This is a genomic window from Sphingobium sp. TomTYG72 (genome assembly GCF_055394715.1).
This window is the reverse complement of the sequence record NZ_AP027336.1, coordinates 1,509,900-1,522,920: the sequence shown is the minus strand read 5'-3', so window position 1 is coordinate 1,522,920 and position 13,021 is coordinate 1,509,900. Positions and strand designations below refer to the sequence as shown.

The window sequence follows — 13,021 nt, the reverse complement described above, 5'->3', positions numbered from 1 at the left end:
GAGTATATAGCTGCCGGTCGGGCGTCAATATACCCCGGCGGTAAGGGGATCGTATGCAGAGGGGCTGGATCAGCCATGCTTTTCGAACATCGTCGTCCTATTATTTTGCATGTCTGATGGCAAGCACGTCAGCATGGGCGACCGAAGCCAGCCGCGCTCCCGCAGGCCAGCTTCCAGACGGCACGGCGGTCGAGGCGATCACGCTCTCTAACGACCACGGCGTTTCGGCCCGCATTCTTACCTATGGCGCGACTTTGCAATCGCTGACGGGGCCGGATCGGGACGGCAAGCAGGCCGATATACTGCTCGGTTATGATGATCTGGCCGGCTATCTGGCTCGGCCCGATTACTTTGGCGTGACTGTCGGCCGCTATGCCAACCGCATCGGGCATGGCCGGTTCACTCTGGATGGTCAGACCTACCAGCTGCCCCTCAATGACAAGGGCAATGCGCTGCACGGCGGCGGCAAGGGGTTCGACAAGCAGGTATGGAAGGTCGTGTCGGTTCGCCGCGAACCACGGCCAGAAGTCGTCCTCTCCTACAGCAGCCCGAATGGGGAGGCGGGCTATCCCGGCCAGCTTGACACCCGCATCAGCTACGCACTGGACGAAAGCGGCGGCCTGACCATCAGTTACGAGGCGAAGGCGAGCAAGCCCACGATCGTCAACCTCACTAACCATGCCACATTCAATCTGGCGGGCGAGGGGGCGCCGGGCGGCGCCCTTGGCCATCTGCTGACGATACCGGCCAAAGCCTACACGCCCGTCGATGCGGGACTCATTCCCACCGGCGAGATCAGGCCGGTCGCGGGAACGCCGTTCGACTTCCGCGTCCCCCGCCGCGTGGACGATGCGGTGCGCGACGGCGCCGATCAGCAGATCAGCTTCGGGCGGGGCTATGATCATAATTGGGTATTGGACAAGGGGCAGACGGCAACGCCGGAACTGGCTGCGCGTCTTGAGGACCCTGAGTCAGGACGCGTGCTTGAAGTGCTGAGCACGGAGCCTGGACTTCAATTCTACTCCGGCAATTTTCTCGACGGGACATTCCTTGGTAAAAACAGTCATCTCTATCGCATGGGCGACGGCTTCGCGCTTGAGCCGCAGAATTTCCCCGATGCGCCCAATCATCCGAACTTCCCTTCGGCCCGGGTCGATCCCGGCAAGCCCTATCGCCACGTCATGATCTATCGCCTCTCGGTAAAGCGCTGACCCATGGCGCAGTGGCAACTCATCAAACGCGACATTCGCGATCAGCTGGGCGAGGGCACTCTCTGGTCCGCGCGCGACAATGCCGTTTATTGGACCGACATCATCGCCCCCGCGCTCAATCGCCTGTCGCTGGCGGATGGCCGCATCGACCGCTGGGCCATGCCGGAGCCGATCGGCTGGGTTTCCGAGCGGCAGGGGGGCGGCTTCATCGCCGGATTGCAGAGCGGTTTCGCGCGCCTTTCCCTTGATCCGCTGACGATCGAGCCGTTCGGCGACCCTGAACAGCATTTGCCCGGCAACCGCATGAACGATGGCAAGGCGGATGCTGAAGGACGCATCTGGTGCGGCACGATGGACATGGCGGAGAAGGAGGATAGCGGGGCCTTCTACCGGCTGGATCCGGATGGCCGCTGGACGCAGATGGACAGCGGCTATCGCGTGCCCAATGGTCCCGCCTTTTCGCCCTGCGGCAACTGGCTTTATCACACCGACAGCGCGCGCCGCACCGTCTACCGCTTCGCCCGCACCGAAGGCGGCGGCCTTTCCGCGCGAGAAGTCTTCATCCAGTTCGGCGACGCGGACGGCTATCCCGACGGCATGACGGTGGATGCCGAAGGACATCTCTGGATCGCGCATTGGAGCGGCAGCCGCATCAGCCGCTTCACGCCCGACGGTAAGCTGGACCGTGCCATCGCCTTGCCCGCGCAACAGGTGACGAACATCTGTTTTGCTGGCCCCGCGCTGGATCGCATGTTCGTGAGTTCGGCGGCCGTCGGATTGCCGGACAGCGACTATGACGGCGGCCTGTTTGAAGTCGACGCGGGCGTGAAGGGCATGCCGACGCCGCTCTACGCAGGCTAGAGTATCCGTGATGATCAAGCTGGAGATTGCATCCAGCATCGATCGGCTTTGAGCAGGGCGTTCGCGGTGACGACGAGCTTTCGCATGACGGCGGTGATGGCGATCTTGGCGGGCTTCCCGGCAGTAACGAGCTGCTGATATTTTGCCTTGAGATCGGGATTGTACCGGGCGGCGACGAGGGCCGGCATATAGAGAGCCTGCCGCACGTTGGCGCGTCCGCCACGGATGAAGCTCTTGCCTTTCCATTGTCCGGACTGTCGAGCGACGGGGGCGAGACCGGCGAGGGATGCGGCCTGCTTATTCTCGAGGCTGCCGAGTTCGGGCATGGTGGCGATGAGCTGGTTGGCGGTCAGCGTTCCGACGCCGGCGATGCTGGTGAGGATCTCATGCCGGCGGGCGAGCGCGGCATCCGCGGCGATCAGGTTGGCGATCTCGGTATCGAGCGCCTCGATATGCCGATCGATCTGCTCGAGCCGCTGCCGGCACTGGCGCTTGAGGAAGGCGATGGTGAGGTTCTTCTCGCGATTCTTGAGCGCGGTGCGATCGCGCACGAGGCCGTCTCGGGCATTGATGAGCTCCGCCATCTGCGCCTGCTGTGCGCTTCGAGCGGGTCTGACCGGCGGCTGCAAGGTGGCCGCCATACGGGCCAGCAACATGGCATCGATGCGATCGGTCTTGGCCAGAGTGCCAGTCGCTTGGGCGAAGCGCCGGGCGCGCTCTGGGTTGAGCTTAACGCAGGGCCAGTCGGCCAGAGCCGCCTCCAGCGCTCGATGGTAGGTTGCGGTTGCCTCATAGGCGATCCGCTCGACCGGCCATTGTCGCAGCCAGGCGATCAGCGCCTTGTGGCCCTTGGCGGTGTTGGCGAACTGACGTTCGGCGCCGGCAGGGTGGACATGGCAGTCGAGGCTCGCTTTGGAGATGTCGATGCCGATCGTCTGTGGTAGATTGTCGCTCATCTTTTCCGCTATCCCATGCTTGTCATCCGGGTCCAAAACCCCGGTATCCGTTCGGGCCTGATGGAAAAGAAAGGGGCGATCCTACTCTAGCCCGGTCCCACAACGACCGGCGTTTTCACGATCCGTCCCCTTCCGCCCGGGCCGGGGTGGCCACCCCGGCCCGGGCAATCCAGCATGACCCAAACGGACCGCAATGTCATAAGACAAGCATGATCCGACCAGACCGGATCGGATCATGCTCTATTTGTCTTTTGTTTCCGCATTTTCCGAGCCAGCAGATGATGCCATCTGCTTCGAAAATGCTCTAGGCAGTCGGCGGCGCGGAACTTTCGCGCCGCACCAGCTCGAAATCGAACTGCGGCGCCTTGGCGGGCCGGTTGATCAGCGCGTCGATGACGGCCGCGCCCATCTGCGCCAGCGGTTGCCGCACAGTCGTGAGCGGCGGCCAGGCCGTCGCGCTGGCGGGCGTATCGTCGAACCCCACCACCGAAAGATCGTCCGGCACCCTCAAGCCCCGCTGCCGCGCCAGTTGCAGAACGCCCAGCGCCATGTCGTCGTTGGTCGCAAAGATCGCGGTCGGCCGCTCGGCCAGCCCCAACAGCATCTCACCCGCCGCGATCCCCGACGGATAGTCGAACCTGCCCTCGACGAACAATTCAGGCTCCTCCGCCAGCCCCGCTGCCGCCAGCCCCTCGCGAAACCCGTCCACGCGATGCGTCGCCGCCTCATGGCCGGGCGGGGGCGTGATGACGCCGAGCCGGCGATGGCCGAGGCCAAGCAGATGATCGGCCACCATCCGTCCCGCAGCCCATTCCGGCGTCACGATATTCAGGCTTTGCGCCCCATTCGGCCCCGCGATCCGCGCGCAGGGCAATTTCTTGCCAGCAAGCCATTCCAGCACGGCGGGGTCGTCGGACAGCGGCGGCGCCAGGAATACGCCATCCGGACGCAGCGCCGCCGCCAGCCCCTCCAATATGTCGAACCGCTCCTCACCCGCCAGCGGGATCAGCTCGACCACCAGATGATAGCCCAGTTCCCGGCACCGGTTGACGGCACCCGCCTGGATGCCGCTGATGTAGCTTGCCACCGGATTATTGTAGAGGAAGGCGATCATGAACGACCGACCGCCAGCCAGCCTCCGCGCGGACTGGTTGGGGCGATAGTCCAGTTCCGCTATCGCCGCAGTCACCCGGTCGCGCAGTTCCTCGCTGACATTGGGCGCCTTGTTGACCACGCGCGAGACCGTCTTGATCGAAACGCGTGCCAGTGCCGCCACGTCATTGATGCTGGCCATGAAACTCCCGGCGAATTGCGCCCAATCCTGTGTGACAGCCCCATTGCATCTTTCCGGCCTTGGCACGGAAAGGCCGCCCGGCACAAGGCTGAGGCGCAGGGGCCAAGGATCGCGTCCGGATTTTCGGCTCAAGACAGTAAAAAAGGGACTTGATCGATCATCGCAAATGTCTAAAGAAAGACAGCGTTGTCATTCCCTGAATGGCGATGAGGTCATCCCGGACAGCTACGGGCTACTGCACGAGCACGCGGCTGTCCGGGATGCGCTTTCCCTTCATCATCGAAAACCTCGGCGGGCATCTGGCGCGGGCGATCCATGCCCGCCATGCCGCCTCCCGACCATTTTGCTGAACGACGCGAATCGCTCGTTCTGCCTCGGCTCGATCATATCTGATGGCCCGCGTCACCGCCCTGACCTTCATCAACCTCTGCTAATGCAATCAGGGTTAAGAGTTTTTCACCATCTTGCGGCAATTCGGGCGGTTGGCGGTTCAAAAACAAAGCGTTATGCTGGGCCGTCCCAATTTCCGAAAGCTGCTTTGTTGGACATGGTGCTGCCCGCTCAAGACGCTCCTCACCGATGGACGCCATTGTTCGCGGCGGCGGAGCGTCTGGCGAACGCCCGTTCGCTGGAGGATGTGGTGGAAGTCGTGCGGACGGCGGCGCGTGTCATCGCAGGGGCGCAGGGCATCACGGTGGTGCTGGCGGACGGCGATGACTGCCTCTACGTCGCCGAAGATGCCGTCGAACCGCTGTGGAAGGGGCAAAGGTTCCCGCGTTCAGCCTGTGTTTCCGGTTGGGTAATGGCGCATGGGGAGGCAGCGGTCATCCCCGATATTTTCGCCGACGCGCGCGTTCCCCATCAATTGTATGCGGACACTTTCGTTCGCAGCATGGTGATGACGCCGGTCGAAACCGGATCGCAGCCTATGGCGATCGGCGCATATTGGTCGCGCGCAAATGCGCCGGACGATTTTTCGGTCGAATTGCTCGGTCAGCTTGCCCGGCTTGTCGGGGCCGCCGTGCGCAATGTGTCGTTGCAGACTTCGTTCGAGATCATCAATCGCATAGGCGCCGCCGTCGCGGCCGAGTCCAATCTGGACATAGTCGTTCAGACGATCACCGACGCCGCAGTGGAACTGACCGGCGCTGAATTCGGCGCCTTTTTCTATAATCTGATCGACCAGCAGGGTGAGAGCTACATGCTCTACAGCCTCTCGGGCGTTCCAAGGGAAGCCTTTGCCAACTTCCCCATGCCCCGCAACACGGCCGTTTTCGCGCCCACTTTCCTGGGCGAGGGCATCGTCCGGTCCGATGACATCCGGCAGGACGCCCGTTACGGCCACAATGTCCCGCACAGGGGCATGCCGCCCGGCCACTTGCCGGTCACCAGCTATCTCGCGGTGCCGGTCATCTCGCAAAGCGGTGAAGTGCAGGGCGGCCTCTTCTTCGGTCATCATCTGCCCGGCCGCTTCACGGCTGAACATGAAAAAATCATGGCCGGGGTCGCCGGGCACGCATCGATCGCCATCGATAATGCCCGCCTCCACCATAAGGCGCAGCGGGAAATCGCGGCGCGAACGGTGGCGGAAGGGGAATTGCGCCAGCTGAACGCCACGTTGGAACAGCGTATCGAACAGCGCACCGAGCAGATCCGCGCCGCCTTCCGCGAACTGGAACAAAGCGAGCGGCGCTTCGGCCTGCTGGTTCAGGGCGTGACCGATTACGCCATGTGCATGCTGGATGCGAACGGCACGATTACTAACTGGAATGCCGGGGCGGAACGGATCAAGGGCTATACGGCCCATGAAATCGTCGGGCATCACTTCTCCTGCTTCTACACTGATCCGGACCAGCAAGCGGGCATGCCAGCCCACACCCTTCAGGTCGCGGCCAGCGCCGGGCGGTTTGAGGCTGAAGGCTGGCGGGTGCGTAAGAACGGGTCCGAATTCTGGGCCAGCATCATCGTCGACGCCATTCATGACGATCAGGGTCGTCTGATCGGCTTTGCAAAGGTGACGCGCGACCTCACCGAAAAACGGGCGGTCGAGGATCAGCTACGTCAGGCGCAGAAGATGGAGGCGGTGGGACAACTCACCGGCGGCATCGCGCATGATTTCAACAATCTGCTGACCGTCATTAACGGCAATATCGAATTGGCGCAGCGCAATCTGGAAACGGGATCGGACCCGGCCAAGATCAGCCGCGCGATCGCCAATGCGCGGCAGGGGGCGGAGCGTGCGGCGTCGCTCACCCAGCGGCTGCTCGCCTTTTCCCGGCGGCAACCCTTGTCGCCCAAGCCGCTGTATCTCGACCGGGTGGTGGACGGGCTTTCCGATCTGCTGAAGCGTGCCCTTGGCGAACTCATCCAGTTGGAAACGGTCAGCGGCCCTCATCTATGGCTGGTAGAAGCCGATCCCAACCAGATAGAAAGCGCGCTGCTGAACCTCGCGGTGAATGCGCGCGACGCCATGGCTGATGGCGGCGGGACGCTGACGATCGAAACCGGCAACGCTCATCTGGACAGCGGCTATGCCGCCGCTTGTGGCGACGTGACGCCGGGCAATTATGTGATGATTGCGGTCAGCGACACCGGCACCGGCATGGCGCCGCCGGTGCTGTCGCGTATTTTCGAACCCTTTTTCACCACCAAGGAAATCGGCCGGGGCACGGGGCTCGGCCTCAGTCAGGTCTACGGCTTCGTCAAGCAATCGGGCGGCCATGTCGAAGTGCTGTCGAAACAGGGGCAGGGGACCACGGTAAAAATCTACCTGCCGCGCTTTATCGGAGAGGCGGATGAGGCGCAGGAGGAAAAGGCCGCCCAGCACGACCTGTCAGCCAATGGGGAAACCATATTGGTGGTGGAAGATGACGACGGCGTGCGTGCCTATTCCGTCGAAATCCTGTGCGAACTTGGCTACCGGGCTCTGGAGGCAGCCGACGGCAACGCTGCACTGCGCCTGATCGAAGCGGAGGATCAGCCGATCGACCTGCTGTTCACCGATGTGGTCATGCCGGGAATGTCCGGCAAGGAGTTGAGCGACAAGGCCCGCGCATTAAGGCCCGACCTCAAAATCCTCTATACCAGCGGCTACACCCGCGATGGCTTCCTGCGCGACGGAAAGCTGGACCCCGACATCGCCTTGCTCGCAAAACCCTTCACGCTACAGGAACTGGCAAGCCGCCTACGCGACCTCATCGATCAAAGCTGATCAGGAGCCAAAAAGCTCCCGGTTGCCCCACAACCTCCGTTCGCCCTGAGCCTGTCGAAGGGCTCTACTTCCTATAAGAAGAAAGGTCATGCTTGGCCCGGCATGTGGGGAGCGGGGTTCAGAGGATCAGGATTTTATTGGCGCAGAAGCGTAGGGGTAGGGGGTTGGGCGGTGCCCCGCATCGAAGGCGAGGCTGGCGCGAGAGCGATCGGGGTTTGCCCCCGGCGGGAGGCGCGTGGGTCGAAAGCCCCGAATTCCTCTGCGATCTCTGCGTCTCTGCGCGGACAAAGATGGTTGCTCTCGCCATGCGGCGGCACTCAATGCTCTAAGAACCCACCCCCGGCCCCGAAAGCGCAACATCCATATCCGCCAGAGCCAGCCGCAACAGTTCCGCCATCGCCGATCGCGCCCCGTCCGCATCCCGCAAAGCAATCGCATCGAACACAGCGCGATGATCCGCAAAAGGATCGCGTGGCGACGACTTCTTCCGCTGTTTGAATGTCGTGGTCCAGCTGACCGCCGCGCCCACCGAACTCGCCAGCGCAGCCAAGGCGTCATTTTGCGTCGCGGCAAGGATAGCGTGGTGAAAACGCTGGTCGGCCGCGCGTCCTTCTTCGGACGAAAGGCCATGATCGCGCATGCTCATCAACGCCTGTTCCATCGCCGAAAGCTGCGCATCGGTGCGCCGCCGCGCCGCCAGTTCCGCCGCTGCCGGTTCTATGAGGCCGCGCAGTTCAAACAGATCGCGGACAAAGGCCGGGTCGGGTTCTCCCGCGAACATCCAGGCGAGCATCTCCGGGTCCAGCACATTCCAGCGGATGCGCGGCAGGACGCGCGTGCCCGCCTTGGGTCGGCTTTCCAGCATGCCCTTTGCCACCAGAATGCGCACCGCTTCCCGATAGGCTGTGCGGGATACGCCCAGCCGTTCGGCGGCCTCGATCTCGCCTTCGAAAACATCGCCGGGCTTGTGGACTCCCGCGACGATGGCGGTGCCAAGCTGCCGGGCAATGGCCTGATGGATGCGAAGCCCGCCTTCCTCATGTCCGAACTTGCGTTCGGCTGGATGCCGGTCTTCCCTCCCCAATGCCATGCTCCTTTTGTCTAATCGTCGAACGCCGCCGTAGGGCAATGCTTGCCGCAAAGGAAGGCGTCAGCCACCAGTCGCAGGGGGCTGGTATCCGCCTCGATCGCGCCCCGGCCCACCAGCTCGACGAACAGGCGGTACATATCGGGATATTCATGGTCGGGCGCCTGCACCATGACGTCCCCGTTCAGCGTCAGGCGGTTTCCGCCTTCTGACAGGATCAGCGCGCCATCGTCCGTCTCGACGGCAATGTCCCATGTCTGCGGACCGGTTTGTCGCCAGTCAAACGCTGCATCGATCGGCGCGCCCGATGCGCTCGCCATCTTCAGGGCGGCGGCGATCGGGGCATCCTTATTGGATGGAACCTCCAGGCTGGCGGACAGCATTGTCACCGGCTCCGGCATGATTTCGGTCAGGATCGACAGCGCGTTGATGCCCGGATCGAACACGCCAAAGCCGCCCGCTTCCCAAATCCACGGCTGTCCCGGATGCCAGTGCCGCACATCTTCGCGCCACTCGATCGATACGCGCGTGACCTTGCGCACGGCGAGCCATGCCTTTGCCTGCGCCACGGCGGCGGCATGGCGACTGTGCCAACTCGCATAGAGCGTCACGCCCTGCGCCTTCGCTAGGGCGATCAGCGCCTCTACCTCCGTCACCGTAGCGCCGGGGGGCTTTTCCAGAAATACATGCTTGCCCGCGAGGATCGCCTTGCGCGCGGCCTCATACCGCACCTGCGGCGGCTGGCACAGGATCACCGCATTCATGTCCGGCTCGCCCGCCAGCATCGCGTCGAGCGTGGGATAGTTGTTCACCCCATCCGCCCGCGCATTCCGGCTGGCGACCGCCACCAGATCGATGCCGCTTGTCTGTTCGATAGCGGGCAAATGCTGGTCGCGGGCGATCTTGCCCAGCCCGACCAGCCCCGCCTTGATGATCCCGCTCATGCCGCTTCCCTTATCTCTTAGTGATTGTCGCGCGGCAGGCCCTGAGTCTGGGCAATCCGCTGGAATTTCTCCGCACCCTCCAGGATCGCGCCCTTGTCCAGCTGCCCCACCAGCGCCCGCTGAATCTCCTGCCACGGCGTCTGCGAAGCGGGATAAGGATACCCCCCCTCTGCCCGCAGCGCCGCGCGCCGCGCCTCCAGCTCCTCGTCCGGGATCAGCACATTCACCGTCCGCGCCTCCAGGTCCATCCGCACCCGGTCCCCGGTCTTCAGCAGCGCCAGCCCGCCCATCGCCGCGGCCTCCGGCGAGGCGTTGAGGATCGAAGGGCTACCCGACGTCCCCGACTGCCGCCCGTCGCCGATGCAGGGCAGGGCGGACACGCCTTCGGTGATCAGGTAAGCGGGCGGCCGCATGTTCACGACCTCCGCCGCGCCCGGATACCCGATCGGCCCCGCGCCGCGCATGAACATCAGCGTATCGGGCGTAATGCCCACCGCCGGATCATCGATCCGCGCATGATAATCCTCCGGCCCATCGAACACGACCGCTGGCCCCTCAAAAGCGTTGGGATCAGCGGGGTTGGAAAGGTATCTCTGCCGGAATTCCTCACTGATAACGCTCGTCTTCATGATCGCCGCGTCGAACAGATTGCCCGACAGCACCAGGAAGCCCGCTTCCTCCTTCAAAGGCTGCGCAAAGGGCCGGATGACCTTTTCATCCTCGATCGCCACCCCCCGGCAATTCTCGCCCATCGTCCGCCCGTTGACCGTCATCGCGCCCTCGCGGATCAGGCCCTGCGCGATCAACTGCCCCACCACCGCAGGCACGCCGCCGGCATGATAATAATCCTCGCCCAGATATTCGCCCGCTGGTTGCAGGTTCACCAGCAGCGGCACGTCATGCCCCACCGTCTCCCAATCCTTGAGCGGCAGTTCGACGCCAACATGCCGGGCAATTGCCGCCAGATGGATCGGCGCATTGGTCGATCCCCCGATCGCCGAGTTCACCACGATCGCGTTATGAAAGGCATCCAGCGTCAAGATGTCGGACGGCTTCAAATCCTCCGCCACCATCTCCACGATCCGCTTGCCAGTGCGCCACGCCGCCTCCTGCCGATCACGATAGGGCGCCGGTATAGCCGCCGATCCCGGCAACATCATCCCCAGCGCCTCGGCAAGGCTGTTCATCGTCGTCGCCGTGCCCATCGTGTTGCAATAGCCGGTCGAAGGCGCCGACGAAGCCACCAGCTTGATGAAGCCCTCATCATCGATCTTCCCCGCCGCCAGCAGCTGCCGCGCATGCCAGACGATCGTGCCCGACCCCGTCCGCTGCCCCTTGTACCAGCCGTTCAGCATCGGCCCGACCGATAGCGCGATCGCGGGAATATTCACCGTCGCCGCCGCCATCAGCAGCGCGGGCGTCGTCTTGTCGCACCCCGTCGTTAGCACCACGCCATCGATCGGATAGCCATACAAAGCCTCGACCAACCCCAGATAGGCGAGGTTCCGGTCCAGCCCAGCCGTCGGCCGCTTGCCCGTCTCCTGGATCGGATGCACTGGAAACTCCAGCGCGATCCCGCCCATCTCGCGAATCCCCTCGCGAATGCGCTCGGCCAGCACCAGATGATGCCGGTTGCAGGGGGACAGGTCGCTCCCCGTCTGCGCGATGCCGATGATCGGCTTGCCGCTGCGCAGCTCCTCCAGGCTCAGGCCAAAGTTCAGGTATCGCTCCACATAGAGCGCGGTCATGTCGATATTGTCGGGATTGTCGAACCAGGCGCGGCTGCGCAATTTCCGGTTGGGCTGAGACGAAGCGGCCATGAGAGTTCCTGAAAGACATGAGGTGCGCGACGCATTGACGCTATCGGCCGTTGCATATACTCATACAAATAAGCAGACAAGAACGGAAATGACTTGCGCATGAGCAGCTATGACGTCGTCGGCGACTGGGGCACCAGCCGCCTACGCCTCTTCCGCATGGAGCAGGGGCAAGTCACCGCCCGCCGCGAAGGTCCCGGCATTGCCGAAGCGGGCGCGAACGCCGCGCAAGCCTTCGCGCAAACCATCGCCCCCTGGCTGGAAGACGGCACGCCCGGCAGCATCCGCCTGTGCGGCATGGCGGGCGCGCGCGATGGCTGGGTGGAGGCGCCCTATGCCGACTGCCCCGCCACCGCCCGGCAATGGCGCGCCGCCGCCATGCGCTTCGACTGGCAAGGCACGCCCGTCACGATCCTCGCGGGCCTGGCCTGCACGGACAAGGAGGGCGTTCCCGACGTCATGCGCGGCGAAGAAACCCAAATCTTCGGCGCAATGCATCGCCATCCCGACCTTGCGCAGGGTCGCCACCTCATCGTCCTGCCCGGCACCCACAATAAATGGTCGCTGGTGGAGGATGGCCGCATCGTCAGCTTTCGCACCGTGCCCACTGGCGAACTCTTCGCCCTGCTGCGCGATCACTCCACCCTCGGCCCGAAAGCCGCGCCCGCAGACGCGACCCAAGAGGCGGAAGGTTTCGCTGAAGGTCTCGACGGGGCAGGGCAGGGCCGCCTCCTCACCAACCTCTTCGCCGCCCGCGCCAAGCGTTTGCGCGCCGGACGCTCCCCCGATTGGGCCGCTGGCTATATCTCCGGCCTGCTCATCGGCTGCGAAATAGCCGAAGTGCGCGCCATGCTCGGCGAAGTAAGCGGCATCACCCTCATCGGCGACCAGCGCCTTTGCGCCCGCTATGCAGAGGCGCTGGAGGCGCAGGGCCTCGCTTCCCGATCCTTGAGCGGCGACGACTGCGTCCTCGCTGGCCTCATCCTTCCGGAGAATGCCGCATGACCCTCGATTCCCTTCTTGCAGCCGGAGCACCCCCCATCGCCGCCATCCTGCGCGGCCTTCGCCCCGAAGAGGCGGTGGAGATCGGTGAAGCCCTCATCGACGCGGGCATCCGCATCATCGAAGTGCCGCTGAACTCGCCCGAACCCTTCGAAAGCATCACCGCGCTCCAACAGGCGTTCGGCGCGACAGCGCTGATCGGCGGCGGCACCGTGCTGACGGTCGAAGCGGTGGACGACCTCCGCCGCACCGGTGGCCGCATCATGGTGACGCCCAACACCGACCCGGCCGTCATCGCCCGAGGCGCGCAATATGGCTTCGACATGCTGCCTGGCTTCATGACCCCCAGCGAAGGCTTCGCCGCCGTCCGCGCTGGCGCTCGCCGTCTGAAGCTGTTCCCCGCCGCCAGCCTCGGCCCCGCCTATATAAAGGCCATCAAGGAAGTGCTGCCGCGCCATGTCGGCCTGTGGGCAGTGGGTGGCACCGGCGCGGACACGATCGACCAATGGCTCGGCGCAGGCTGCGAAGGCATCGGCGTGGGCGGCGCGCTATACCGCCCCGGCGACAATGCCGCGACGGTTGCGGAACGCGCGAGGGCGTTGGTCGCCGCGTGGAAAGCCATTGGTTAGAGCGGTTTT

10 protein-coding genes are annotated in these 13,021 nt (G+C 64.0%); 5 read left to right on the top strand and 5 right to left on the bottom strand.

Annotated features, from left to right (window positions below; all coding sequences use genetic code 11):
- Positions 1 to 116: 116 nt before the first annotated feature.
- Together ACZ5U1_RS07640 and ACZ5U1_RS07635 are read left to right on the top strand one after the other, a co-directional pair.
- On the top strand, positions 117 to 1,211 hold the full coding sequence (locus ACZ5U1_RS07640) for an aldose epimerase family protein (protein WP_464777883.1): 1,095 nt from the start codon (positions 117 to 119) through the stop codon (positions 1,209 to 1,211).
- Between the two features lie 3 nt (positions 1,212 to 1,214).
- A complete protein-coding gene (locus tag ACZ5U1_RS07635) occupies positions 1,215 to 2,072 on the top strand; it encodes an SMP-30/gluconolactonase/LRE family protein (RefSeq protein ID WP_464777882.1) in 858 nt (285 codons plus the stop codon).
- A 14-nt stretch (positions 2,073 to 2,086) separates the two neighbouring features.
- On the opposite strand, the gene ACZ5U1_RS07630 is transcribed toward ACZ5U1_RS07635, so the two are convergent.
- The gene (locus tag ACZ5U1_RS07630) at positions 2,087 to 3,028 is read right to left on the bottom strand and encodes an IS110 family RNA-guided transposase (RefSeq protein ID WP_464777874.1); all 942 of its coding nucleotides are present in this window, start codon (positions 3,026 to 3,028) and stop codon (positions 2,087 to 2,089) included.
- A gap of 304 nt (positions 3,029 to 3,332) precedes the next feature.
- Positions 3,333 to 4,322 carry a LacI family DNA-binding transcriptional regulator gene (locus ACZ5U1_RS07625; protein WP_464777881.1) on the bottom strand — a complete coding sequence of 330 codons (990 nt, stop codon included), beginning with the start codon at positions 4,320 to 4,322 and terminating at the stop codon, positions 3,333 to 3,335.
- Between the two features lie 547 nt (positions 4,323 to 4,869).
- On the opposite strand from ACZ5U1_RS07625, the gene ACZ5U1_RS07620 reads away from it, so the two are divergent.
- Positions 4,870 to 7,533, top strand: a complete 2,664-nt coding sequence (locus ACZ5U1_RS07620; RefSeq protein ID WP_464779992.1) for a GAF domain-containing hybrid sensor histidine kinase/response regulator — start codon at positions 4,870 to 4,872, stop codon at positions 7,531 to 7,533.
- Positions 7,534 to 7,858: 325 nt separating this feature from the next.
- On the opposite strand, the gene ACZ5U1_RS07615 is transcribed toward ACZ5U1_RS07620, so the two are convergent.
- From ACZ5U1_RS07615 to ACZ5U1_RS07605, 3 genes are read right to left on the bottom strand one after another with little or no spacing between them, the layout of a single operon-like run.
- Positions 7,859 to 8,623 carry a FadR/GntR family transcriptional regulator gene (locus ACZ5U1_RS07615; protein ID WP_464777880.1) on the bottom strand — a complete coding sequence of 255 codons (765 nt, stop codon included), beginning with the start codon at positions 8,621 to 8,623 and terminating at the stop codon, positions 7,859 to 7,861.
- An 11-nt stretch (positions 8,624 to 8,634) separates the two neighbouring features.
- Positions 8,635 to 9,564 carry a Gfo/Idh/MocA family protein gene (locus tag ACZ5U1_RS07610; RefSeq protein WP_464777879.1) on the bottom strand — a complete coding sequence of 310 codons (930 nt, stop codon included), beginning with the start codon at positions 9,562 to 9,564 and terminating at the stop codon, positions 8,635 to 8,637.
- 17 nt (positions 9,565 to 9,581) lie between these two features.
- Positions 9,582 to 11,384: an IlvD/Edd family dehydratase gene (locus ACZ5U1_RS07605; protein WP_464777878.1), complete on the bottom strand. Its 1,803-nt coding sequence runs from the start codon at positions 11,382 to 11,384 to the stop codon at positions 9,582 to 9,584.
- A 99-nt stretch (positions 11,385 to 11,483) separates the two neighbouring features.
- Here ACZ5U1_RS07605 and ACZ5U1_RS07600 point away from each other — a divergent pair, with 99 nt between their 5' ends.
- Positions 11,484 to 12,386, top strand: coding sequence for a 2-dehydro-3-deoxygalactonokinase (locus ACZ5U1_RS07600; RefSeq protein WP_464777877.1), 903 nt, complete (start codon positions 11,484 to 11,486; stop codon positions 12,384 to 12,386).
- Positions 12,383 to 13,012, top strand: coding sequence for a 2-dehydro-3-deoxy-6-phosphogalactonate aldolase (locus tag ACZ5U1_RS07595; protein ID WP_464777876.1), 630 nt, complete (start codon positions 12,383 to 12,385; stop codon positions 13,010 to 13,012). The genes ACZ5U1_RS07600 and ACZ5U1_RS07595 overlap by 4 nt, the downstream gene beginning before the upstream one ends.
- The last annotated feature ends 9 nt before the right edge of the window (positions 13,013 to 13,021 follow it).

Excerpts from the sequence above, each read along its gene's own strand:
- ACZ5U1_RS07600 (WP_464777877.1), top strand. The coding sequence starts at position 11,484 with ATGAGCAGCTATGACGTCGTCGGCGACTGGGGCACCAGCCGCCTACGC.
- ACZ5U1_RS07640 (WP_464777883.1), top strand. The coding sequence starts at position 117 with ATGGCAAGCACGTCAGCATGGGCGACCGAAGCCAGCCGCGCTCCCGCA.
- ACZ5U1_RS07635 (WP_464777882.1), top strand. The coding sequence starts at position 1,215 with ATGGCGCAGTGGCAACTCATCAAACGCGACATTCGCGATCAGCTGGGC.
- ACZ5U1_RS07630 (WP_464777874.1), bottom strand. The coding sequence starts at position 3,028 with ATGAGCGACAATCTACCACAGACGATCGGCATCGACATCTCCAAAGCG.
- ACZ5U1_RS07610 (WP_464777879.1), bottom strand. The coding sequence starts at position 9,564 with ATGAGCGGGATCATCAAGGCGGGGCTGGTCGGGCTGGGCAAGATCGCC.
- ACZ5U1_RS07620 (WP_464779992.1), top strand. The coding sequence starts at position 4,870 with ATGGTGCTGCCCGCTCAAGACGCTCCTCACCGATGGACGCCATTGTTC.
- ACZ5U1_RS07605 (WP_464777878.1), bottom strand. The coding sequence starts at position 11,384 with ATGGCCGCTTCGTCTCAGCCCAACCGGAAATTGCGCAGCCGCGCCTGG.
- ACZ5U1_RS07595 (WP_464777876.1), top strand. The coding sequence starts at position 12,383 with ATGACCCTCGATTCCCTTCTTGCAGCCGGAGCACCCCCCATCGCCGCC.
- ACZ5U1_RS07615 (WP_464777880.1), bottom strand. The coding sequence starts at position 8,623 with ATGGCATTGGGGAGGGAAGACCGGCATCCAGCCGAACGCAAGTTCGGA.
- ACZ5U1_RS07625 (WP_464777881.1), bottom strand. The coding sequence starts at position 4,322 with ATGGCCAGCATCAATGACGTGGCGGCACTGGCACGCGTTTCGATCAAG.